This window comes from Centipeda artemidis DSM 19719 (assembly GCF_000426665.1).
Classification (GTDB): Bacteria; Bacillota; Negativicutes; order Selenomonadales; family Selenomonadaceae; genus Centipeda; species Centipeda artemidis.
This window is the reverse complement of record NZ_AUFU01000019.1, coordinates 1-24,393: the sequence shown is the minus strand read 5'-3', so window position 1 is coordinate 24,393 and position 24,393 is coordinate 1. Positions and strand designations below refer to the sequence as shown.

Genomic DNA, 24,393 nt, shown 5'->3' with positions numbered 1-24,393 from the left:
CATCCGACCAGCAGAGCGTGAGCATGCGGAAGCCATAGGAGAACTCCTTCTTGGCGTGGTCGTAGAGACGGGCGAGAAGCTCCACCTTCTTGGAACGGGGGCGATGGTAGATGGAATCGTCAAGGATGAGCACGTTGATGAGATCCGCCTGAGTCAGGGGAGCGAGCGTGGCATGAATGATGGCGGCGGCAAGCTCTGTCGTGAACCTGCGCCAGTGGATTCGGCAAGAGTTCATGAAGCGGTAGAACGTATCCTTGCCGAAAGGCATAGCGGTCCTTTGGAGATGCATCTGCGTGTAGACGGAACGCTGCTGGAACACCATGCGGAAAACCAGCAGGAAGATGCTAAGGACAGGGACGCCGCGAAGCTTGTACGCATTTGCTGCACAGAGGATGCGACTGACTTGATAGCGACGGAAAAAGACCTGCATTTTCTTAGAAAGCAGTTCCTCGTCTTGGTGGTTTTGTGTTATACTGTTCATAGCATGAGCCTCCATTGGATGTTTTTTGTTTGACACTTAAACTTATACCAAATGGATGTCGCTCATGCTATTTTATTTGCCAAGACGATAGATATTTCAAGGGTTACAGCAGATTATTCATCTGCGAAGTTTGAGTTCAATATAAGAACCAACCTTGATGCTGTTATCATATCAAAGCAGTTGTCCCATCTCTTGGACATATAAACCAAAAGAAAAGACATCGCTTAAATACTGTTATTCAAACGATGTCTAATGTATCTATTTTTGAATCCATAGGGCGCGGGAGAGCACCGGGACATATTTTATTCTAGTTCTATGGTTGCGGGCGGTTTCCCGGTGCAGTCATAGAGAACGCGGTTGACGCCGCGCACTTCGTTGACGATGCGTGTCGTGACCTTGGAGAGCACTTCCCACGGAATTTGTGCCGCCTCTGCGGTCATGAAGTCGCTCGTGACGACGGCGCGCAGGACAACGGCATAGTCGTAGGTGCGCCCGTCTCCCATCACGCCGACGGATCGCATATTCGTGAGCGCGGCAAAATACTGACCGAGATTCTTTTGCAGGCCGGCGTGTGCAATCTCCTCACGATAGATCGCATCCGCGTCTTGGACGATCCGCACTTTCTCCGCTGTGACCTCGCCGACAATGCGGATGCCGAGCCCTGGGCCCGGGAACGGCTGGCGATCCACGAGATAATCCGGGATGCCAAGTTCGCGCCCCGCCGCGCGCACTTCGTCCTTAAAGAGAAGCCGCAGCGGTTCGACAATCTCCTTAAAGTCCACATGGTCGGGCAAACCGCCGACATTATGATGCGACTTAATGACCGCCGACTTCCCGAGACCGCTCTCAATCACGTCCGGATAGATCGTTCCCTGTATGAGGAAGTCTACCGCGCCGATTTCATGCGCCGCTTCTTCAAACACGCGGATAAATTCCGCGCCGATGATCTTGCGCTTCTGCTCGGGCTCCGTAACACCTTTGAGCTTTTCATAGAACCGCTCCTGCGCATTGATGCGGATAAAGTTGACGTCATAAGTACCGGCGCTGCCGAACACTGCCTCCACTTCGTCACCCTCGTTCTTGCGCAGAAGCCCGTGATCGACAAAAACGCAGGTCAGATTTTTGCCGATGGCTTTGGAGAGCAGCACGGCTGCAACGGAGGAGTCTACACCGCCTGAAAGGGCACAAAGAGCACGACCGCCGCCGATCTTTTCACGCAGTTCCTCAATCGTTTTCTGTACGAAGGAATCCATGCGCCACGTACCCGTGCAGCCACAGACGTTGTAGACGAAGTTGTGCAGGATCTCACTCCCGTGCTCCGTGTGCATGACTTCCGGATGGAACTGAACGGCATAAAGACGCTGTGCCGCGTTCTCCATCGCCGTGATCGGACAGACAGGCGTATGCGCCGTCAGGGCAAATCCCGCAGGCATAGCGCTGATATAGTCGGTATGGCTCATCCAGCAGACGTTCTTTTCCGGAATCCCCATAAAGAGGAGAGAATCCCGCCCCGTGATGTCCACCTCTGTTCTGCCGTACTCGCTCGTCGGCGCGGTCTCAACCGTTCCGCCCAGCAGATAAGCCATGAGCTGCGCCCCATAGCAGATGCCAAGCACGGGAATCCCCATGGAAAAGAGTTCCTTCGGCGCCGTCACCGCCTCCGCGCCGTATACACTGTTCGGTCCTCCCGTCAGGATGATGCCGCGCGGCGCAAGCGCACGAACCTCAGCGAGTGAAAGCGTGTGCGGATGCACCTCGCAATAGACGCTGCTCTCGCGTACGCGGCGGGCAATCAGCTGATTATACTGTCCGCCAAAGTCGAGCACCAAAATCATTTCCGAGGCATCGGGTTGATTCATCATGCAAGTCCCTTTCTGCTGTTATGCTTCTGCACCTTCTGTAAAATTACGCACGGCGGCATGGGCGGTATCGACGGAAAAGCCCTTTTGATAGAGATTTGCCATCATCTTTTGCTTCTTATCCGTCGGTTTGAACTTCATCGCAAGCACACGCTCCGCCGCAGCTGCCTCGCGCTCCGCCGTGTCCGGAGGAACCGCACTGCGAATGAGTTCCTTATCGAATCCGCGCTGCATGAGCTTGACGAAAATCTGCCGCACGGAATAGCGGCTCTCGTTGTAGAGATACATGAACTGCTGTGCGCAAAGATCCGCATCGTCAAGATACTTCCGCTCGATGAGCCGTTCTATCGCCGCGTCGATATCTTCCTGCGGAAAGCCCTTGCGCTGAAGTTTCTCGCGCAGCTTCTTCTCACTGTGCGCTTGACGCGCGAGATAATCCACCGCGGTGACGAGCGCCGTTTTCTCTGTGGCATTTTTTCGCCCCGATTTATGTTCTTCCTCGGTCATGCCTCAGTCTCCGCGTCAACCGCATCCGGTGTATCTTCTCCGCCGACGCCTCCGATCGTCAAGAGCTGCTCACGAATTTTTCCCTCAATCTCTGCGATGAGTTCCGGTTTGCTTTCGAGTGCTGCCTTTGCGTTTTCCTTCCCCTGGCCGAGACGCGTCCCTTCATAGGAGTACCACGCACCGCTCTTATCCACGATGTCGAGATCGACGCCCATATCAATGATGCTGCCAATGCGTGACACTCCTTCGCCGTACATAATATCAAACTCTGCGGTCTTGAACGGCGGCGCGACCTTGTTTTTAACAATCTTTGCACGCGTACGGTTGCCGAGCGAATCCGAGCCCTGTTTAATCGTATCACTGCGCCGTACATCGATACGCACGGATGCATAAAATTTCAATGCACGCCCGCCCGTTGTCGTCTCCGGGTTGCCGTAGGTAACGCCGATCTTTTCGCGGAGCTGGTTGATAAAGATGGCCACCGTGCGTGTCTTGCTGATAATGCCCGTGAGCTTGCGCATTGCCTGACTCATGAGACGCGCCTGCAGGCCGACATGAGACGATCCCATATCCTCATCTATTTCCGACTTTGGCACAAGGGCTGCGACGGAGTCCACGACAATGATGTCAACCGCTCCGCTGCGCACGAGCGCATCGACGATCTCAAGTGCCTGCTCCCCCGTATCCGGCTGTGATATAAGAAGCTCCTCGATATTAACACCGAGCCGCTTGGCATACTCCGGGTCAAGTGCGTGTTCGGCATCGATGAACGCCGCCACGCCGCCTGCTTTCTGCGCTTCTGCAATCATATGAAGCGTGACAGTCGTCTTTCCCGAGGACTCCGGTCCATACACCTCGATGATACGGCCGCGTGGGATGCCGCCTACACCGAGAGCAATATCGAGCGGCAGAATACCTGTCGATATAACCTCGATGTTCATGTTCGCCTGCGCTTCACCAAGGCGCATGATAGCGCCTTTGCCGTGCGCTTTTTCAATCTGCTTCAGTGCTTGCTCAAGTGCCTCCTCCCGCGTCATGGGCTTATCTTTTTTACTGTCTTTCTTTTCTTTCTCCGCCATGTCGTCCGCTCCTTCACATCAATAAATTCTCACTAATTATACGAAAATCCCCGGTGTTTTGTCAAAGAAAACACGGGGATTTCCCACTGTTCCGCAAATATTTATTGGAGCAGTGCGCGAACAGTTTCGTTGACGAGCTTCCCGTCCGCACGCCCCTTCACGCGCGGCATCAATGCTCCCATCACCTTGCCCATATCCTTGGATGAGGCGGCGCCGACAGAGGAAATGACTTCTTCAACAATCTTTTTGATCTCGTCCGCACTCAACTGCTCCGGCAGATACGGCATGAGAACGGCAATCTCCGCCTGCGTCTTTTCGACGAGATCGGCACGTCCGCCGCGCTCAAACTCCTCGATAGAATCGCGGCGCATCTTGACTTCCTTCCCAATAACACCGAGCACCTCGTCGTCAGTGAGCGTCTTTTTTCCATCAATTTCCGCTTGTCGTACGGCACCGCGTACGAGCCGAATAACGGAGAGCCGCTCCTTCTCGCCCTGCTTCATCGCTTCCTTCATATCTGCGGTCAACTGTTCCATTAATGTCATGAGATAACTTCCTTTCTGCATCATTTCGGGGAACACATATAAGGATAAAGAAAAACATCCGTGGTACAGCGTCCACGGATGCCCTTTGCAATCAGCCTCTGTATTTGCGTTTACGCGCTGCCTCAGACTTCTTTTTGCGGCGAACGCTCGGTTTCTCGTAATGTTCACGCTTGCGCACTTCTGCAAGTGTGCCGGCTTTCTGTGACATACGCTTAAAGCGGCGGAGAGCACTGTCGATCGACTCATTTTTGCCGACCTTGATTTCATTTGCCATGCATTTCCCCTCCCTCCACGCGCGGAGTAATTTCGCGCCAATAAATGACACGAGTACATTATACTCTATGGGGATAATTCATGTCAATCATCGAACTAAAATTCTCATAAAATACTCATTCTCATTCTATGCGTTCCGCACTCACCCCGGCGGCCACGTCATAGCCCGCCCGCCGAGCAGGTGGAAATGCAGATGCCCGACGGTCTGTCCGCCGTCCGCGCCGGTGTTCGCGACCAGTCGGAAGCCGCCCTCGTCCACGCCGCAGGAGCGCGCAACGGCAGGCGCGACCTCGGTGAGGATGTGCCCCGCGAGTTCCTTGTCCGCGCCGGTCAGCGCCATGATGCTGCCGATATGTTTCTTTGGGATGATGAGGATATGCTTCGGTGCCTGCGGTTCGAGGTCGCGGAACGCGAGCACGCTCTCATCCTCGTAGACTTTCCCGGAGGGAATTTCCCCCGACGCGATTTTACAAAAGATACAATCCGCCATATCGTTCACTTCCTTTTCTACGCTTTTCTATGCGTTTGTTTTACCCAAATGATTCGCCGCAGACATCCATATTCCTGCACAATGTTCACACGGAATATCATTTCCCCGCGTCCCACATCTTTACCTCTTGTCCGGTATCGAGCAGGAAGAGCCAGCGTTCCTTCACGGGTCTCCCGAGAATGGTCTCCACGGCGTCTCCGTACAGATCGATTTGAAATTGGTAGCGCGCCCGCGCCGCCGCGGCGGAGATTTTTCGGTCGGTCTTGTAGTCGAGCAGGACATAGCCGCCGTCTTCCTCCTCAAAGAGAACGTCGATAATGCCTTGCAGAAAGATTTTGTCCTCCGCGTCCTGGGCTTCAGCATAATATTTCTGCGCGGGCAGGAGACGCCCGAACGGGAGCTCTCGGTAGACCGCCTTTGCGGCACGCATCCGGCGTCCGAGCCTAGATGCGGCGAATTTCCAGACGTGTTCGATGCGGATGCTCTCGCGCTCTGCTTCGGTGAGTATCCCCTTCTCAAGCAGTGTATTCGCCTGCCGCACGATGGCGTCGATGTCCGCGGCATCCGTGAGATCAAGCTGCTGCATGAACGTATGCATGGCAATGCCGCGCTCCATGGGCGTGAGGTACGCGCGCGTGTCGCTGCGGAGAAAGCGCGGTGTTTCCCACGCTTCCGCCGTCTCTGCGCCCGCATCTCCAAGCGCGGGGGCAAAGGGCGGCGGCATCTCCTCGATGAGCTCCGCGCGGCGGCGTTTGAGCTCCGTGACGCTGGTCTTCGCGTGGATATGCTCCGTGCCGCGCGCGTCGTAATGCCAATCTAGGATGCGCGCAACCTCCTCCGCCCTGCCGCCCTCGGGCAGAGGATCGTCGGCACGGACGGCGGCAAGGATCGGATCGTCCTCGTCCGCCGCCCGGCGACGGGCGGCACGCGCGTCTTCGTCCAATAAATGGACGTCAAACCGCGCTGCGGGAGATACGGGCAGGTATGGGGCAATCTCCGCATCCGCGTCAAAGAGCTGTGCGCCGTCCGGATGCCGCATAAGCGCAAGCGCGATCCAATCGAGATAGGATTTCCCGCCGAGAATTGACGCATCCGGCAGGACTGCCCCCGTCTCCTGCGCATACGTCAAGCATTTCTCACGCAGTTGCTCAAGTTTGTCCTTGCCGCTGCGCGTGACGTTCAGCGTTCCGGTCAGGATCAGTTTTTCCTGTGCGCGCGTCATGGCGACGTAGAGGATGCGCATCTCCTCTGCCTTGGTCTCGCGCGCGATCACGTCTTTGACGCGGCGCAGGGAGAGTGTATCGTATCGCTGACGTCCCGCCTCCGTGTTCTCGAACAGGCGAAGCCCGATGCCCTCCCGCGCGTGATAGAGAAGATCGCCGCCCGTATCCTTCTCGTTGAACGATCCGCCGATATTGGAGAGGAACACGACGGGAAATTCAAGCCCTTTGCTCTTGTGAATGGTCATGATGCGCACGACGTTCTCGCTCTCGCCGAGCGTACGCGCGGCGGAGAGATCCGTGCTGCGGCTGCGCAATGCGTCGATGTAGCGCAGGAAACGGAAGAGCCCGCGCTCATTCGTGCGTTCAAATTCGGACGCACGGTCGATGAGCATACGCAGATTTGCCTGCCGCAGGACGCCGCCGGGCAGCGTCCCTACATAGTCGTAGTATCCCGTATCGCGATAGAGCATCCAAAGGAGTTCGGGAACGCTGTGCACGAGCGCATAGCGGCGCCACGCTCGGATGCGTTCAAGCGCGTGCCGGGCGCGTGTCATGAGTTCCGCGGGCAGCTCGTCTCCCCCGTCTGCCGTCAGCATGTCGTAAATGCTGCCCCGGGGCGTATGCGCACGCAGTTCCGCAAGCTCTTCCATGCGCAGCCCGATCATGGGCGATGCGAGTACCGCGGCGAGCGCGGTATCCTGCCGCGCATTATCGAGCGCCGCGAGCAGGGCGAGCATCATACGGATCTCGCCGCTCTCAAAGTAGCCGCCCGGCTCGTCGGCATAGGCGGGGATACCCGCATCGCGCAGGGCATCGATGAGAACCCCCGCCCGCCCCTTCGCCGCGCGCAGGAGGATCACGATGTCGCTGTAAGTCAGCGGATGCCCGCCCCCGCCGTCGTGCACGATATATTTCTCGGAGATCAGTTCTGCGATGCGCCGCGCGATAAAGTGCGCCTCCACCTCGAATTTGCCGAGCTCCTCGCCGCTTTCTTCCTCCCCCTCCTCTATTTCCTCTTCATCCGCGCGGTCGGTGTAGTCGACGCGCAGCAAGTTCAGCTCCATGGGCGCGGCAAGGGATTTCCCGCCCGGGAGCGCGTCGAATTTGCGCCCCGGATTCAGGCGCGCCTTCTCATCGTACGCAATATCAACGGCGGTCTCCGTCATGATCTGTGAAAATATGTAATTGATCGGTTCGAGCACTTCGGCGCGGCTGCGGAAATTCTCCGACATCGTGACGAGCGTTCCTTCCGCCGCCCCGCTGCGGTACGCGCGATAGGTCTGCTGAAAGAGGACGGGATCGGCAAGGCGGAATCGATAGATGCTCTGCTTGACGTCGCCGACGATAAAGCGGTTGTCCCCGCGCGCGATCTGCCGCAGAATGCCCTCCTGCAAGCCGTTCGTATCCTGATACTCATCCACCATGATAGCGTCAAAATGCCCCTGAAGCTCGACGGCGATGTCCGTGGGATCGACCATCGTCGGATCGGCTTGCAGCTGTTCCGGGTGCGCACACAAAAGATGCAGTGCTTCATGCTCGAGATCGCTGAAATACAAGATGCCGCGCGCAATCTTTTCACGCTGCATCGCCGCGTGAAATTCTATTGTGAGCTGCGCAAACCGGCGTATGTCCGCGTTTGCGCGGTTCTCCGCCGCGCACAAATCCTCCGCAGTCTCGGGGAGACGCTTCAAGAGCTTATCCCACGCCGCAAAGATAGTCTTGGTCAGACGATTGAACTCCGCGGCAATCTCCGGCGCATATGCGTCGAGGTCTTTGCGTGGGATCGCGCCGCGCTCCTTTTTTGCCGCCGCTGCGGCGGACACAAATTTTGTCCATGCCGCCGTATTCTGCGCGTGTGCGAACGCCTCGACCTCTCCCGCAAGGGCTTCGTAGATGCCCAGATGCTTCAGTACGGCGTCACGGGTCTTTTCCGCCGCCGCACGGAACGCATCGTCCCCCTCCGACAGCAGCGCGAGGGCGCGCCGGTAATCCGCACAGATCTTCCCGAGCGCCGTGCGCAGCTCGTCGACGAGGAGCGAAAATCCGGCGCGTTCCCAATACGGCGTATCGTCCGGCTCGCTGCCCTGCGCGGCGAGCCACGTCTCGGGCGAGGGCTGACTGAGCGCGAATTTGTAAAGGGCGAGCACCGCCTTTTGCAGCCGTTCGTCGCCCCCCTTATCCCCGACGTAGGCGTCGGCAAAGGCGAGGAATCCCTCCGCATCTCCCTGAGCCGCCGCGGCGGTATATTTCTCCTCAAGCAGCTGCTCAAAGACATCGTTCGTCAGCAGAAGAATCTCCTGCTCGCTTGCCAGCCGATAGTTCGGCGGAATCTGCGTCGCCTCGATATACGTCTGCAATATCCGCTGACAAAAGGAGTGAAAGGTCGAAATATCCGCGCCCGTCAAGAGAATGCGCTGACGTTCAAGAGCGGCGATCTCTTCATCAGCGTCGGATGCCGCCGCATGATCTGCAGCGATGCGGTCAATCTCGACGTTGAGCGCAGTCTCGATGCGCTCGCGCATCTCCGCCGCCGCCGCTTTCGTAAAGGTGAGGACAAGCACGCGATCAAGCGAAAGTTCCCCGCTCCGCACCCGCGCAATGATGCGCTCCACGAGGACGCGCGTCTTGCCCGATCCTGCCGCCGCCGCGACGAGGATGTTTTGCCCGCGCGTATCAATCGCCTGCCGCTGATCCGCCGTAAAGCGCATGTCATTCGCCATCCGTATCTCCCTCCTCTCTCACGGCGTCCGCAATCTCCTCCATCGCCGCCTGCGCATCGTCCGGTATGTCGCGGTAACCGTCCCCGAGCTCCGGCGCAAATCCGCAGACGACGCGGTACGCGCAGAACGCACACGCCGTTCTCTGTTTGAACCGATACGGCGCGGCGGCAATCCGACCGCTCAGAATCTCCTCCGCCGTTTCGCGTACGAGCTGCGGCAGGAATTTGAGCAGGCTCTCAAACTCCTCCCGCGCGCGCAGATACTTTTCGGACGTTTTGGAAAACGCATTCTTTTGTGTAATAGAAACGCAGAGATGCTTTGTGAGCGCATCGATGCGCCGAACGATCTCCGCATCGTCGATGAGGAATCCCGTCAGCTTCGATTTCTTTGCAGATGCATCTTGCAGTGCGTCATCGTCGAGCCGCATATCGGGTTCAATCAGCGGATTCACGGCGGGCGCATAGAGCATTCCGGCGGGCGCGCCGTCACGCAGGAGGCAGTGCACCACATAGAGATAGAGGAGCAGCTGCATCTTCAGCCCGTGTCGAATCTCCGGCAGCTCTAGGGACACCGTACCCGTCTTGTAGTCGAGCACGATGTAATACGCCCCGTCCTCCGAGACGTCATAGCGGTCGATCTGTCCGCGCAATGAGAGCGTCATGCCTCCTGCGAGCGGAAACTCTGCAATCCGAACGCCGTCATGCCCCCCAAATCCGACCTCAAATCCCTGCGGGCGGAACTCGGATGCCGCGGCCCACGCGGTCAGGCGTCGGATCACCTGACGCGCCGTCCTGCGGATGCGCTCGACGCGATGCCGATAGCTCGCACGGCTCAGGAGCACCGCAGAGCGAACCTGCGGCACGATCTGCGCGAGGAGTTCGTCGATTTTCTCCTCGCCCTCCTGCGCCGCCGCGCTCCAGTCATTCCCATGCGCCGCGCGTACCCATTCGCCGTAGCCGCGCAGAATGCCGTGCAGGAGCGTGCCGAAATCATTGTTTTGAAATTCGTAGACCTCGCGTTCCTGCAGCGCAAGTCCGTATTTCGCAAAATGACTGAACGGACACGCGCGGAACGTTTCGAGCCGCGTTGTGCTCCCGGCGATGCGGCGGTGCGGCGCAAAGAGCCGCACTGCGACCGCAGGGGGAATCTCCGTCTCGCGCAGATGCGCAAAGAGCCCGCCGACCATGAGACGCAGGGGCGGGCGCATCTCTTCATTATCCCGCATCCAGTTGTAAACGTCCCGCCACAGGGGACGCATGTCGCCGCGCTCCTTTTGCCCGAGCAGCGCACCCGAGAGCGCCGAGAGCGCGGGACGCTGCGCTGCGAGTACGAGCGCATCCTCCCGTTCCACGGTCGCCAGCGGGATGGATAAAAATGACGGTTCGAGACGGCGCAGGCGCGCGATGAGCGGCGACGGGGAGAGCGCAGAGCCGTCGCTCCCCGCAAGCGCGTAGGATACCCACAGATATTCGCGCGCCGCCGTGAACCCCCGGTACAGACGGTATCGTTCCAAAAAGCTCTGTTCCCGCCCCCCGCCGAAAATCTCAGGCGCGGCGCCCTCATGCAGCGCATGAAACATCTCGTTCATGGAGAGCCGTTCGGCATCCGAGAGCACGCCCTGCTGCGCGCCCGCGCGCGGCATTGTTCCCGCGTTCGCACCGACGATGTAGACGGCACGAATGCCCGCGAGACTGTTTTGGTCAAAGGATGCAATCGTCACATGGTCAAGTCCCGGCGGGATGAGCGCGATGTCGAGTGCGTCCAGCCCGTCGCCGAGGATCTCCTCATAATCGTGCGCGGAAATCTCCTCGTCCCCACCGGTCTCGACCATTTGATCAAAGAGGTTCATGCAGGACGTCCAAATCTGCCGATGTGCCGCCGCATCGGCAAGCCGCCCCTCGGCATCCGCCGCCGTGCGCCATGTCTCCAAAATGCGCGGCACGTCAAGCTCTGTCAGCAGCTCATAGAGCGCCTGTGTGCGCGTGCGCGCCGTCCCCTGTGCCCGGCTCAGGCGTTCCTTCAGCAGGGCGAGCGGCGCGGCAATCCGCCTGCGCACGGCGTCGATCGCCTCCTCCTCGGCGATGCGCGCGGCATTGTCCTCGCTCTCATAGGCATCCGCCGCGATCGCGCGCCGCGCAAAATCCCAGTCCTCCGTCGCCGTCCACTGCCGCTGTGTGCGAATGCCGTACGCGAGACAGTAGTTTTCAAGGCGATCCACCGCCTCCTGCCAATCACCCGAGGGCGCAAGTACCTGCGTCTCTTCCTCCGATGCGCCTAGCACGGGGAAAAAGCCCGTACGCAGGGCGCGGAACATCGTCTCATAGTCCCATCCGCGCCACGCCGTACGGGCGGCGGCGCGCAGAAGCTCGGCGAGCGGATGATGCGTGCTCGGACGTTTCGCATCCAAATAGCACGGGATGCCGTAGTCCGCGAAGGTCAGCGTCAGCAGCTCCGCATAGCAGGGCATATCGCGCACGAACACGGCGATCTCACGATAGCGGTATCCCTGTTCGCGCGTAAGACGCAGGATGTCCGCCGCCGCGGCTTCCATCTCAAGACGCGGGTTCGCCGCTTCCACGAGCCGCAGCGCGCCGTCCCCGCACGGTGAAAGCTGCCCGTGCCCAAAGAGCCGCGTCTCGATCTCCGCAAGCGAGAGCTGCGCCGTGCGCCGCTGCTCCTCCATGAGCCGAATCGAAGCCGATGCCTGCGGATCGATTTCCGCTAGGATTTGCTCAAGATCGCGCATCGCGCGGTAGCCACGGGAAAACAGTCCCGTTTCCCGCGTGTTCTCCGGCAGGTTGACCCGCACCGCCCCGTCGGTGCAGCGGCCCTCCATGGTGAGCGTCACATGGAGCGCGCCCGCAGCGTGAAAGAGCGCACGAAAGACGGCAAGCTCCTGCGGGTTGAAAAAATCGAAGCCGTCCACCCAAATCTCCGCATCGCGCAGGAAGGACGCCGTGCCGAGCTGCCACGCGAGACGCTCCATCCGGTCCGTTTGATCCGTATAGCGTCCTTCCATGCGCGCCGCAAGCTCCTCCATCACGATCGAAAGATCCGCAAGTTTTTGCGGCAGACATCCCGTCGACGACCGATCGGCAGCCGCACGCAGTATATCCGGATGAATCCGATAGCGTTTGAGCTCCGCGATTGTACTGCCCAGCGTCTCGGTAAATCCGCGCTTATGCACGGAGCGTGCAAAGGCGGAGAGATCGCCCGCACGCTTGATGAGGATGTCCTTGAGCAAAATGCGCATCCCGATATCACTGATGCGCGGCAGATGCGCCCCGCCCGTCTCGATCAGCACCTGCCGTGCAAATCTGCGGAAGCCAAAGACATACGCCTGCAAAAAGCCTGCGCCGCTCGTCAAGACCTCGGCGAGCGCGCGCTCCGCGGCGTAGGTCATATGCTCGGGCACGAGCAAAATCCGCTGTCTGCCCAGCGGCTCGCGCGTGAGCGCATCCTTCATCGCCATGAGACAGGCGTGCGTCTTGCCCGTCCCCGCGCGCCCGATGATAAACTCTAATGTCGCCGTCATAACGCTTCCGTACCGCCCTCCGTAAAGCGCGCCCTGCTTCCCTGCGCCGTCCGTTCTACAAGGAGGTGGACGGGGATGCGCGCGCGCAGTTCCTCCACATGGGAGATGATGCCGACGAGACGTCCGCCCTCCCGCTGTACCTCGAGCAGGGCGCGGACGGCGACGTCCAGCGTCTCGCTGTCGAGCGAGCCGAACCCCTCGTCGATGAAGATCATGTCGAGATGCATCCCGCCCGCATAATGCTGTACGACATCCGAAAGTCCGAGCGCGAGCGAGAGTGATGCGAGGAAGGTCTCGCCGCCCGAGAGTGTCCGCGACCCGCGCGGAAGTCCCGTGTACTCATCGAACACGTCGATCTCAAGCCCCCACCACTTATTTTTATGCCCGCCCTCGCCGTGGACGAGGCGGTAGCGTCCGCGGCTCATCATGACGAGCCGCGCGTTTGCCGCCTCGATGACGTCGCTCAGGATGGAGCGCAGGACATAGGTCTGGAAATGCACTTGATACGGCGGCTTTGCCGCGGCGACCCGCGCCAATTTGCCCATGATGCGGTATTTCTCCGCGCGCTCCTCGCCCGTTTTTTCGAGCGCCGCAATATCCTCCGCCATGCGGCGCAGCCCCGCGAGCCGCTCCATGCGGCTTCCCTGCGCCTGCGACGCCTCCTTGACCGCCGTGTCCGCCGCCGTCTCCGCCGCCGTGAGCGCGGGCATATCGGGGGTGGTCAGACCTGCGGCGGCAGTTTCCGCCTGCTTCAGCACTTCCAATGCGCCTTTATAGTTGTCCGTATGCTTCTTGATACGCTCTTCGACTCTTTTATGAAACGCAGGGTTCGCCCAATCCCCCTCGACCGCCGTACGGTATTCTTCCTCCGTTGGAAATCCCGCTTCCGTGCGTGCGGCGGCAAACGCCTCCGCAGCCGCACGATGCATCTGCGCACTCTCCTCTGCGGCGATCTTTTTCACGTGCAGTTCCGTTTCCGCGCGCGCAAAATCGGCGCCGGTTTCCTTTTCCTTCCGCTGTGCCGCGAGATAGGAGGCGTTTGCCGTCTCCAGCGCCCGGTTGAGTTTATTCAGCTCCGTTTCGAGCCGCGCAGGATCGCGATATTCCTCGGGAAGCTGCGCTTCGAGCCCCTGCATCTCTCCCTCACGTAATCGGAGTTTATCGTTCGCCTCCTGCGCCGCCTTCTCCTTCGCTGCGGCTGCTTCCTCCAGCCGGGCGCGGCGGGTCTTCGCCGTGCCGAGCAGCATCTCAGCCTCGGTACGCTCCTTTTGTGCACGTGCGAGCGCGTCGCCGCGCTCCTGCGTACGCCGCGTCAATTCCTCTAACGTATCCGCGCCGAGGTAATCCGTCAGCGTTTGCCGGGCGTGGCGCACGTCCTGCTCTGCGCGCTCCCGCTGCGCTCTGCATTCTTCCTCCTGCACGCGGCATTGCCGCAGATTCTGTTCCGCCGCGTCCTCCGCCTGCGCCGCCGCATCCAGCTCCTGCGCCGTAGGAATGTCTTCCGCATGTACGGCGGGATGGGGATGAGATATTGCCCCGCAGACGGGACACGGCGTCCCGTCCGCGAGTTTTTCGGCGAGCCGCGCGGCGCTGCCGAGGTCATAGAGCGTCTGCATCCGGCGCCGCTTTATTTTGGCGTCGTTCAAACGTTGCTCCGCATCTTTGAGTGCCTGCTCTGCCGCCTGCTCCGCATTCTTGAGCGCGGGGAGTTTAGCTGCGTATTCCGCCTCTTCCTGCGCTGCACGATGGCAGCGATTCAGCCGCTCGGATTCCTGCGCCGCGGCTTCCGCAGTCGCTAGGATTTGGTCGCACGCGGCAATTTGCTGCTCCGTTTGCCGTATCTCCTCCATCAGCGCGCTCAACGCTGCGGCATCGGCAATTTTCTCCTCCTGTGCGCGCGCCGTCCGGGTGCGCAGGCTCTCTACCGCGCTGCGGCACTCCATGAGCCGCGTCGCCTGCGCGCTGTACCCCGTAAGCGTCCTGATCCGCTCCGCGAGCTGTGTGCGCTCCTCTTCGCGCGCCTCCTCGCGCTTCAGCGATTCCTGCGCCGTACGGGATGCCTCCTGTGCCTTTGTAAATTGCTCCGCCGCGGCTTTATATTCCTCGGCTCTGCGCTGCGCCTGCGCGTCCGCCTGCCGCAGTTCCTGCTCCTTATAGAGCGCGGGCATCGCGCGCCTTGCACGGTCGAGTTTTCTGCGAAACTCCTCCACGGTATCTACTTTCGCGCGCATCTCATCTGCTTTTTTCCGCGCTTCGGCAAGCGCGCCGAGACGCATCTCCGCCGCCGTGCCCTGCTCTCGCGCGCGGCGTGCCTCCCGGGCAGTCTTTTCCATCTCGCCGAGACGCGCCGCATACTGTTTCGTATCCGCGTTGAGCCGGTCGATGCGGTCACGGAGTTCTTCGATAGATGCGAGCTCCTGCGTTTGCAGCATTTGCTCCGTGCGCGCACGATCCTCCGCCGATGCGCGCTCAAGTACGAGAGCTTCCTCTGTCAGCGCCTCCTCAAGCCGCCGATACCGCTCCGTGCGGAAGATGCGCTGCATGATCGCGCTGCGGTCTTTGACCTCGGCGAGCAAAAACCGCTGGAACTGCCCCTGCGGCAGCAGGATGACCTGACGGAACTGATCGGCGTCGAATCCGATGAGCGTTCCGATGCGCTTTGAGACCTCCGTCACATTCGAATCCAGCAGTACCTCTTCGCCCTCGTCCCCCACATCCGGCAGACGATAGAGTTCCCCTGCCGCGGCGCGCCGCGTCATCTTTCCCCGCGACATACGCTCGTAGGAAGGGGAGCGCAGAACACGATACCGACGCCTGCCGAGCGCAAATGTATACTCCACTTCCGTGACGCGTTCGGGCGGTGCGGCGGAGGAACGCAGCATAGCTCCCTCGCGTACATCGCCGCTTGATTCGCCATACAGCGCAAATACAATAGCGTCTAGTATCGTCGTTTTCCCTGCGCCCGTCGCCCCATGGATGAGGACAAAGGGCGCGCCCGACAGCGCCGTCTCGAAGTCCAGTATCTGTTCCTCGACATACGAACCGAACGCCTGCATCCGCAGCTTCAGCGGTCTCACGCTTCCCTCGCCTCCTTTTCCAGTCCGTCGATCACGCGGATGAGTGCGTGCTCCTCCTCCGCCGATAGCTTCTCCCGTGTCACATCGGCAAAGAACTCCGCAAAGAGGTGGAGTTCCGACTTTCCGCGCTCATAGCTTCTCTCATTCGAAGAAAGACGCCCCATATTGACATTGGGGCGCGTGATGGAAAAGAGATTCGGATAAACATGGCGCAGCTTCTCATGCGCGGCGAGCACGGCGTCGCTGTCAAGCAGCTCGACACAGATATAGTCGTCGTGCGGGAGCGGGTCGAATCCATCCGCCATGAGCTCGTTCATGAGACCGCTGACGATACGCACATCATGACGCGGCGTGAGCGGATAGAACGTATGAGACGCCGCGCCCGCACCGTCGATTTCGACGAGTTCGGCGCCCTTCTTCTGCCGTGCTTCGTCAAACGAATATTTGAGCAGCGAACCGGAATATCGTATATGCTCCGCGCCTGCCCGCTGCGGTGCATGGAGATGTCCGAGCGCCGTATAGTCGTATGCCGCAAAATTCTCGGCGCTGACCTGATCGCTGCCGCCAACCGAAAGCGCATGTTCGGATTCCGAGGTCTGCCCGCCGATGACGAAGGCATGTGCGACCGCCACACTGCGCGCACCCACAGGGATCTGCGCCCGCGCCGCGGCAATCTGCACACCAAGCGCCGCGTCAAAGGACGGCATCGTCTCTAGGGCAAAGGCATCCTTTACATGCGGCGGATCACCGTAGGGAATCAGGGAAAAATAGATGTCCCCATAATCATCGGAAAGCACAACGGGCGGCTCTGCGGCGCGCACCATCCCCGCAAGGTAGACGCCCGAGGCGCGCAGCAGCTCCGCACCAAAGCCTAGACGCACGGCGCTGTCATGATTGCCCGCGATAAAGAGCACCTTGACGCCGCGCAGGGCGAGCTTTGCAAGCGTCTCGCTGAAGAGCGCCACCGCCTCGGGCGGCGGGATCGCACGGTCATAGATATCGCCCGCGATGACGAGCGCGTCGGGGCGTAGGTCGTCGCAGAGCGCGATCAGCTCGTCCAGCACATACGCCTGATCCTCCGTCATGTGCCGTTGTCCGAACAGCTTTCCCAAATGCCAATCCGCCGTATGGATAAAACGCATAGATCCCTTCACTCCATTCGGATGCGATTCCGATCCAAATTATTCTTCTATCATCCGCCGTAGCGCCGCTTCGTCCAGCACGGGAACGCCCAAGAACTCCGCCTTCGCGAGCTTGCTGCCCGCCGCTTCGCCCGCGACGAGATAGTCCGTCTTTTTCGACACAGAGCCTTTCACCGTGCCGCCGTGTGCCGTAATGAGCGCCGCGCATTCCTCGCGCGAGAGCGTCGGCAGGGTTCCCGTAATGACGAAAGACTTGCCCTCGAGCGCCGTTCCCGTGCGTTCCCGGGGCGCGGATACAAAGTTCACCCCCGCCGCACGGAATTTCTCAAGCAGCCCCCTGCCCGCCTCTGAGTCAAAGAACTCCGCGAGACTGCGCGCGCTGACTTCGCCCATATCGGGCACGGCGAGAATTTTCTCCGCATCGCCGCGCGCCGCTTCCGCAAGAGCATCAATGGATGGAAACGCCTGCATCAGGGAGATTGCCGCCGCGCGCCCGATTCCCGCGATGCCGAACCCCGTGAGGAGACGATCGGGGGGATTCTCCTTGCTGTGCACGATCGCGTCGAGAAGTTTATCAACGGTCTTTTCGCGACCGATAATGCCCGAGGAAATCAGTTCATCACGATGTTCATGCAATGTATAGATATCGGCAATATCATGTAAACACCCCGCATGTGTCAATGCGATGACCGTCGCTGCGCCGAAGCCCTTGATATCCATCGCCGTACGGCTGACAAAATGAAGAATGTGATTCTCCACCTGCGCCGGGCAGACGGGATTTTGACACTTCATATCGGCGGTGTCCGCCTCGCGCACCGCCGGCGCGCCGCAGACGGGACAGGTATCGCCGATGACGTACGGCACGGTGCCCGCGGGGCGTTTCTCGAGGACGACCGCCTTCACGCGCGGGATGATTTCACCGGATTTATAGACGAGGATCGTGTCACCGATGCGCACATCCAGCCCCGCGATATAGTCCTGATTGTGCAGGGTCGCACGCTCGACGCGCGTACCGCAGAGCTGAACAGGGTCGAATACCGCCGTCGGCGTGATGCGCCCCGTACGACCAACGGAGAGCTCGATCTCTCGGAGCACCGTCTCTTTTTCCTCGGGCGGATACTTATAGGCGATTGCCCAGCGCGGCGCCTTTGCCGTCGCCCCCAGCTCCGCGCGCTGCAAAAAATCATTGACCTTGACCACCGCGCCGTCGATGTCATAGGGCAGACTGCCGCGGCGCGCCCCGATCTCCTCGATTGCCGCCCACACTTCGTCCGCCGTGCGGCAAACGCGATACCCAGCGATGATCTTTATCCCCTGCGCGCGCATAAAGTCATATGACGCCGTATGCGACGCAAACGTCCGCCCCTCCGTGCGCTGCAAGTTAAAGACGAACATCGAGAGCCTGCGCTCGCGCGTTACGCGCGCATCGAGCTGACGCAGTGTTCCCGCCGCACAGTTGCGCGGATTCGCAAACGGCTTCAGCCCCAGCAGCTCCTGCCGCTCGTTGACTGCCGCAAACGCCGCGCGCTCCATATAGACCTCGCCGCGCACTTCAAAATACACGGGCGCGTCGCTAAGCTGCTCCCGCACATCTGCAATCATGCGCGCGTTCTCCGTCACGTCCTCGCCCTGCACGATGCCGTCGCCGCGCGTGACGGCACGCGCGAGCACGCCGTTTTCGTAGCGCAGCGCGAGCGACAGCCCGTCGATCTTCTCCTCGACGACAAACTCCGCCGCCGGAAAATGCGCGCAGATTCCCGCGACAAAATCCCGAATCTCCGCCTCGCTGAATACGTCCTGTAAGGACAGCATAGGGACATCGTGCTTCACGAGTACTCCCGCCGTCCGCTGCGCCGAGCCGCCGACCTTCTGCGTCGGTGAATTCTTCGTGATGAGCTCGGGGTACTCCGCCTCGATCGCCTTCAACCGGAGCATGAGTTGATCGAACTCATAATCCGATATGTCGGAAGCGTTGTCGTCATAATACTGCTTCGAATACCGGCGAATCTGCCTGCACAGTTCCGCCAGCTCCGCCTTGACCATCTGAATGTCGCTCATAGCATCCTCACAATTTCAAAATGGGTGCATATTTTTGCACGAATTTTTTGATTCCCTCGCCCGGAAACGCGATGGTCAGCTCCGCATCTTCGCCCTCGCCGCGGATGGAGACGACGCGTCCGTCGCCCCATTTGCTGTGACGTACGGCGTCGCCCGCCGTAAACTTTGCCGCCGCATCGGGACGAATCACGCTCCCGTCCTCCGCCGTATGCTGCGGCGGGGGCGGCATATAGGGACGCCGCACGCCGTTTGCCCCACGCCCCCAAACGTCGGTGCGCCCGCCGCGCATATCGCCCTCCGCCGCAAAGTCCGCCTGCTTGTGCTCCACGAGATGCTCCGGAATCTCCGCGAGGAACCGCGAGGGGCGCGACATCTCCGTCCGCCCGTAGATCGTCCGCTGCCGCGCGTGTGTCAGATAGAGCCGCCTCTCGGCGCGCGTGATGCCGACATAGCAGGTACGTCGCTCCTCCTCGATCTCGTCGTCGTCGAGGAGCGTCCGTGAATGCGGGAACAGCCCCTCTTCCATGCCCGCCATGAATACGGTCGGGAACTCCAGCCCCTTCGCCGCGTGGAAGGTCATGAGCGTCACGCTGCCGTCCGACTGCTCCGCCTGATCCACATCCGAGATCAGGGAAATCTGCGCGAGGAAGTCCTCGAGACCGTTCTCCCCCTCGGCTGCGCCGTCCTCAAAGTTCTTTGCCACGCTGATAAATTCGCGCAGGTTCTCAAGGCGATCGCGATTGTCCTCCTTTTTATCCTCCTCGAGCGCCTTCGCATAGCCCGACTCCTCGATGATGTCCTCCACGATCTCGTGCAGCGGACGCGTGCCGAGCTGCCCCATGAACGTAAAGACGAGCGCGGCGAAATCCTCAAGCGCAAATTTTACCTTCCCGGAGAGTTTTGGAATCATGGCGAGCATCCGGCTGTCCGTAATGATCTCGAACAGCGATATTCGGTGCTCCGCCGCCAGCTCCGCCATGCGCGCAAGCGTCGTCTGCCCCAGCCCGCGCCGCGGCACGTTGATGATGCGCAGGAGACTCAGCGTGTCGCGCGGATTGTAGATCACGCGCAGATATGCGATGATATCCTTGATCTCGCGCCGATCGTAAAACCGCACCGCGCCCACCATCGAATAGGGCACGCCCGATGCGTAGAATGCCTCCTCGATGTTGCGGGACTGCGCATTCGTCCGATAGAGCACGGCAATATCGCCGTATTTAACGTTGAACATCGTATGCAGACGCTCCACCTCGCGCACGATATAGGACGCCTCGTTCTTCTCCGTCGCGCCCTCGTAAACGACAATGGGATCGCCCTGCACATTGTCCGTCCACAGCGCCTTCTTTTTGCGATCCAAATTGTTCTCGATGACCGCATTTGCAGCTTCGAGGATATTCTTCGTCGAGCGGTAGTTCTGCTCGAGCAGGATGACCGTCGCCTCCGGATAGTCGCGCTCGAAATTGAGGATATTGCGCATATCCGCGCCGCGCCAGCCGTAGATGGACTGATCTGCATCGCCCACAACGCAGATATTCCGATGCCCGCCCGCGAGAAGCTTCGTGATGTTGTACTGCGCCCCGTTCGTGTCCTGATATTCGTCCACGAGGATGTAGCGGAACTTCTCTTGATACTTCCTGCGCACCTCTTCGTTCTGCGAGAGCACCGCAACCGTCAGCATCAGGAGATCGTCAAAATCGAGCGCGTTATTCGCGCGCAGCTTCGACTGATAGAGTTCATAGACCTTCGCGACCTGCTCGGCAAAGAAGTCGCCCGCCCCCGCTGCGAACTGCGCCGCTGTCAAGAGATTATTCTTCGCGTCCGAGATGTGCGACTGCACCGCACCCGGCGCCGTATGCTTCTCGTCGATACTCAGCTCTTTGAGGCATTCGCGGATGAGACCTTTACTGTCCGCCGCATCGTAGATGACAAAATTTTTCTCATAGCCCTTTAGATGCTCGATCTCAATGCGCAAAAAACGCGCGCAGAACGAGTGAAACGTGCTCAGCCACACATCATGCGCCGCCTCGCCGATGAGCGTGTCGACACGGTCGCGCATCTCGCGCGCCGCCTTGTTCGTAAACGTGATGGCGAGGATGCGGTACGGCGGCACGTCGTGCGCCAAAAGATTGGCAATGCGGTAAGTCAGAACACGCGTCTTGCCAGAGCCTGCACCCGCCACGATGAGCAGCGGTCCCTCGAGACAGGCAACGGCGCGTTGCTGCGGCTCGTTCAGCCCTTGAAACAGATCCATGAAAGCTCCTTTTCCCAATAAGAAAGGCGGGCTGCCACATGGCAAACGCCGCCCCTATCATACTGACGATTTTTACGATTTAATACGCTTGACTGCCTCAGAGAGCGGCGGAATGATCTGCTTTTTCCGCGACATCACGCCCGGCAGATAAAGATGCGTTCCGCTCGTATCCTTGCGGAACGCTTCGCCGATCAGCGTACGCGGCGAGCCGGTAAAGAGCAGATACGTCGCTTCCTCGAGGATGTCCGTAATCATCACGAGACTCATGTCAAAGCCCTCAGACTCGCAGATCGACTTCATTGCTGCGATCAGCTCGTCCTCCTTCTCCATGATTTCCTTTGTCCCCATGACCGAGGTTTGGCTCACAATCACACGATATGTACCGATGGTAAATTCTTTCAGATCGTTGCGCACGATCTCCATCGGCGTCATATTGCCGACGCTCGACCCTGCCTTGAGCATATCCAGCCCGTAGGTATTGAGATTGACGTTCGCGATCTCCGCAAGGCGCTCCGCCGCCTTCTTATCGGCAGGTGTACAGGTAGGAGACTTAAAGAGCACAGTATCCGAGATGATTGCAGACAGCAGCAGCCCCGCAATCGACGGCGGGATATCAATGTCGTTTTGCCAGTGCATATTCGACACAATCGTTGCCGTGCAGCCGACCGGCTCCGCATGAGTGTAGATCGGCTCGCTCGTGCTGATTCCGCCGAACCGATGATGATCAATGATCTCGACAATCTTCGCATCCTCGATGCCCTCGACCGCCTGATTTCGTTCATTGTGGTCAACGAGAATGACGCGCACAGGTTCGGAGACGACGAGCCGGTCGCGGCTCACAAGGCCGACGATGCGCCCGTTCTCGAGCACCGGGTAGTTGCGGAAATTCGTCTCCTCCATCGTCCCCTTGATATCCGAGAGCAGATCAAGCGGCTTAAAGCAGATCGGATTGTCGTGCATAATGCGGCGAATCGGCACGCACTGGTTGATGAGACGTGCCACCGTATAGGTATCGTAGGGCGTCGACAGGACAAAGATGCCGCGCTTCTCCGCCTCCTCAATCGCCTCTGCGGGAATGCGTCCGTCTCCGGTCACGATGAGACAGGAAATGCCCTGATCGATACATGCAAGGACAATATCTTCCTTGCGGTCGCCGATGAGGACAATGTCGTTCTGCTTGACAAGTTTTTTAATCGTATGTACGCTGCCCGCCGCGATGCGGATCTGCCCCTTGATCGTCTCACCCTCTTCGCCCGAGACCAGCACGTTGCTGTCCGTCGCATGGATGATGTCACGATAGCGCACGCGCATATCGGAGAGATTCGTCATGCCAAGCTCTTGGAAATAACGCTTCGCGAGGTCGCTGACAGAGACGATGCCGACGAGAATCCCCTGACTGTCCGTCACCGGGATCGACCTCAAATCATTGTGGCGCAGCACCTCTCCAAGATGACGCAGCGTGTCGTGCTGACGAACGACAATCTTGCAGTCCATCGCGATGTCCTTCACGCGCGGATAGAGATCGGGAATGAGCAGCGGCTGTTCCACATGGAAATATTCCAGCGCGAACTTTGTCTCCTTATTGATTTTCCCTGCGCGCGCTGCCACAGCGTTGACCCCGAGCGACTGTTTCAGATGAGCGTACCCGATCGCTGAGCAGATGGAGTCTGTATCCGGATTGCGATGTCCGATGACGTAAATCGGCTTTGCAACGTTCAAAATAATTCCTCCCTAGAGCGGTCTCGATACACCGCATACTGTGGTTTTATTATAGCATACTCGTTTAGATGATTCAAATTTTGAAAAATAAAGGCTCTTTGTCAATTGTCATGGACTCAAACTTCGCACATCAAAAACGTTCCACAGACCTTGAAAACACTGACTTTATGCCAATGAAAATACTCTCTTTATGCACATTTTCGTAGTTTTTGCGACAACAGTACAGGCAGCTCTTTCAAGAAGCCTTGCAGCTGCCCCTGGATCTCCCCTTCATCCAGCATAGGCTTCTCTTGGAGTCGTTCGTTCAACAAACAGCAGCAAAAGGAGGCGCATGGCTTCCACGAAGCACACATCCGGCAACTCATCCACAGATAGGTAGAACAGCTCCCCCAGACTTCGTGCATCCTTGCACTCGCGCTGCTCCACTGCCAGGAACATGTACCGCGTGAACACGATGGAGACATGCGCTGTCATCGCGTCATACGAAAGAGAGCGGCAGTCCTTCTCCAAGCGCAGGAAACTCTTGCACACCTTGAAGAACACCTCGATGCCCCAGCGCTTGCCGTAGATGCGGATGACTTCTTCCGCCGTGAGGCTCATGTCCGTCGTCACCAATACCAGCCAGTCCTTCCGATGGTTGCGATTGCGGACAAAGACAAGGCGCACAGGGAGGGATTCTTCGCCCTTGACGACAGCGGCTTGCACACTCAGCAGATACTTCGAGCGGCCACGCCGCTTTCGGTGTTGCTTGTAGATCGCCTTCACATCCTGCAGGCATCCTTGATGGAGATCGTGTATCTTTTCCGTCTTCTTTGCCATGGCGACCACATCGTAGCCAAGACCGTGAATCTTCAGGAGCGATGCCGGGGAGCAGAACCATGTGTCGAACAGGACGTGGCGCGCGGGGATATCGGCAGCCTTCGCTTCCTGCAGGAGCTGAAGCATCACCTCGGTTGCCTTCTGCTGGGCAAGTTTTCGCTGCTTGTCGCCATTGGAACGAGCGTCCACTTTCCGTGACGCCTCACGGAGGCGATTCTTCGTATTCTCGGTAGAGAGCAGCGTATGGCTGACGGGCAGAAGCGTATTGCCATCCGACCAGCAGAGCGTGAGCATGCGGAAGCCATAGGAGAACTCCTTCTTGGCGTGGTCGTAGAGACGGGCGAGAAGCTCCACCTTCTTGGAACGGGGGCGATGGTAGATGGAATCGTCAAGGATGAGCACGTTGATGAGATCCGCCTGAGTCAGGGGAGCGAGCGTGGCATGAATGATGGCGGCGGCAAGCTCTGTCGTGAACCTGCGCCAGTGGATTCGGCAAGAGTTCATGAAGCGGTAGAACGTATCCTTGCCGAAAGGCATAGCGGTCCTTTGGAGATGCATCTGCGTGTAGACGGAACGCTGCTGGAACACCATGCGGAAAACCAGCAGGAAGATGCT

General features: G+C 59.3%; 15 protein-coding genes. All 15 read right to left on the bottom strand.

Features of this window, described 5'->3' with window-relative positions; all coding sequences use genetic code 11:
• A partial coding sequence (locus K341_RS0110005) for a transposase (protein WP_026762708.1) occupies nucleotides 1–481 on the bottom strand: 481 nt, incomplete at its 3' end.
• A 302-nt stretch (nucleotides 482–783) separates the two neighbouring features.
• Nucleotides 784–2,343, bottom strand: a complete 1,560-nt coding sequence (gene guaA / locus K341_RS0110000) for a glutamine-hydrolyzing GMP synthase (protein ID WP_081657304.1) — start codon at nucleotides 2,341–2,343, stop codon at nucleotides 784–786.
• An 18-nt stretch (nucleotides 2,344–2,361) separates the two neighbouring features.
• Nucleotides 2,362–2,847 (bottom strand): regulatory protein RecX, encoded by a 486-nt coding sequence (locus K341_RS0109995; RefSeq protein ID WP_026762706.1) that lies wholly within the window; start codon nucleotides 2,845–2,847, stop codon nucleotides 2,362–2,364.
• Nucleotides 2,844–3,926, bottom strand: a complete 1,083-nt coding sequence (gene recA / locus K341_RS0109990) for a recombinase RecA (protein ID WP_009348957.1) — start codon at nucleotides 3,924–3,926, stop codon at nucleotides 2,844–2,846. Before recA ends, K341_RS0109995 begins: the two co-directional genes overlap by 4 nt.
• Before the next feature lie 101 nt (nucleotides 3,927–4,027).
• A complete protein-coding gene (locus K341_RS0109985) occupies nucleotides 4,028–4,471 on the bottom strand; it encodes a GatB/YqeY domain-containing protein (protein ID WP_026762705.1) in 444 nt (147 codons plus the stop codon).
• Between the two features lie 91 nt (nucleotides 4,472–4,562).
• Complete coding sequence (rpsU, locus tag K341_RS0109980; protein ID WP_005841552.1) at nucleotides 4,563–4,745, bottom strand: 30S ribosomal protein S21; 183 nt, start codon at nucleotides 4,743–4,745, stop codon at nucleotides 4,563–4,565.
• 141 nt (nucleotides 4,746–4,886) lie between these two features.
• Complete coding sequence (locus K341_RS0109975) at nucleotides 4,887–5,234, bottom strand: histidine triad nucleotide-binding protein (protein ID WP_026762704.1); 348 nt, start codon at nucleotides 5,232–5,234, stop codon at nucleotides 4,887–4,889.
• Nucleotides 5,235–5,331: 97 nt separating this feature from the next.
• Nucleotides 5,332–9,177, bottom strand: a complete 3,846-nt coding sequence (addA, locus tag K341_RS0109970) for a helicase-exonuclease AddAB subunit AddA (protein WP_026762703.1) — start codon at nucleotides 9,175–9,177, stop codon at nucleotides 5,332–5,334.
• Entirely contained in the window at nucleotides 9,167–12,712 is a 3,546-nt protein-coding gene (locus K341_RS0109965) for a PD-(D/E)XK nuclease family protein (protein WP_026762702.1), read from the bottom strand. The genes addA and K341_RS0109965 overlap by 11 nt, the downstream gene beginning before the upstream one ends.
• A complete protein-coding gene (locus K341_RS0109960; RefSeq protein WP_026762701.1) occupies nucleotides 12,709–15,789 on the bottom strand; it encodes an AAA family ATPase in 3,081 nt (1,026 codons plus the stop codon). The genes K341_RS0109965 and K341_RS0109960 overlap by 4 nt, the downstream gene beginning before the upstream one ends.
• Nucleotides 15,786–16,931, bottom strand: coding sequence for an exonuclease SbcCD subunit D (locus tag K341_RS0109955; RefSeq protein WP_009752878.1), 1,146 nt, complete (start codon nucleotides 16,929–16,931; stop codon nucleotides 15,786–15,788). The genes K341_RS0109960 and K341_RS0109955 overlap by 4 nt, the downstream gene beginning before the upstream one ends.
• Before the next feature lie 39 nt (nucleotides 16,932–16,970).
• A complete protein-coding gene (ligA, locus tag K341_RS0109950; RefSeq protein WP_026762700.1) occupies nucleotides 16,971–18,989 on the bottom strand; it encodes an NAD-dependent DNA ligase LigA in 2,019 nt (672 codons plus the stop codon).
• A 7-nt stretch (nucleotides 18,990–18,996) separates the two neighbouring features.
• Nucleotides 18,997–21,240 carry a DNA helicase PcrA gene (gene pcrA, locus K341_RS0109945; RefSeq protein WP_026762699.1) on the bottom strand — a complete coding sequence of 748 codons (2,244 nt, stop codon included), beginning with the start codon at nucleotides 21,238–21,240 and terminating at the stop codon, nucleotides 18,997–18,999.
• Between the two features lie 72 nt (nucleotides 21,241–21,312).
• Nucleotides 21,313–22,959 carry a putative manganese-dependent inorganic diphosphatase gene (locus K341_RS0109940; protein WP_009348966.1) on the bottom strand — a complete coding sequence of 549 codons (1,647 nt, stop codon included), beginning with the start codon at nucleotides 22,957–22,959 and terminating at the stop codon, nucleotides 21,313–21,315.
• Between the two features lie 270 nt (nucleotides 22,960–23,229).
• A partial coding sequence (locus K341_RS11870; RefSeq protein WP_248676909.1) for an IS4 family transposase occupies nucleotides 23,230–24,393 on the bottom strand: 1,164 nt, incomplete at its 5' end.

What these genes read in the sequence shown, in the direction of transcription:
- ligA (WP_026762700.1), bottom strand. Translation starts at nt 18,989, where the DNA reads ATGAGCGACATTCAGATGGTCAAGGCGGAGCTGGCGGAACTGTGCAGG.
- rpsU (WP_005841552.1), bottom strand. Translation starts at nt 4,745, where the DNA reads ATGGCAAATGAAATCAAGGTCGGCAAAAATGAGTCGATCGACAGTGCT.
- guaA (WP_081657304.1), bottom strand. Translation starts at nt 2,343, where the DNA reads ATGATGAATCAACCCGATGCCTCGGAAATGATTTTGGTGCTCGACTTT.
- K341_RS0109965 (WP_026762702.1), bottom strand. Translation starts at nt 12,712, where the DNA reads ATGACGGCGACATTAGAGTTTATCATCGGGCGCGCGGGGACGGGCAAG.
- addA (WP_026762703.1), bottom strand. Translation starts at nt 9,177, where the DNA reads ATGGCGAATGACATGCGCTTTACGGCGGATCAGCGGCAGGCGATTGAT.
- K341_RS0109975 (WP_026762704.1), bottom strand. Translation starts at nt 5,234, where the DNA reads ATGGCGGATTGTATCTTTTGTAAAATCGCGTCGGGGGAAATTCCCTCC.
- pcrA (WP_026762699.1), bottom strand. Translation starts at nt 21,240, where the DNA reads ATGGATCTGTTTCAAGGGCTGAACGAGCCGCAGCAACGCGCCGTTGCC.
- K341_RS0109985 (WP_026762705.1), bottom strand. Translation starts at nt 4,471, where the DNA reads ATGACATTAATGGAACAGTTGACCGCAGATATGAAGGAAGCGATGAAG.
- K341_RS0109955 (WP_009752878.1), bottom strand. Translation starts at nt 16,931, where the DNA reads ATGCGTTTTATCCATACGGCGGATTGGCATTTGGGAAAGCTGTTCGGA.
- recA (WP_009348957.1), bottom strand. Translation starts at nt 3,926, where the DNA reads ATGGCGGAGAAAGAAAAGAAAGACAGTAAAAAAGATAAGCCCATGACG.
- K341_RS0109995 (WP_026762706.1), bottom strand. Translation starts at nt 2,847, where the DNA reads ATGACCGAGGAAGAACATAAATCGGGGCGAAAAAATGCCACAGAGAAA.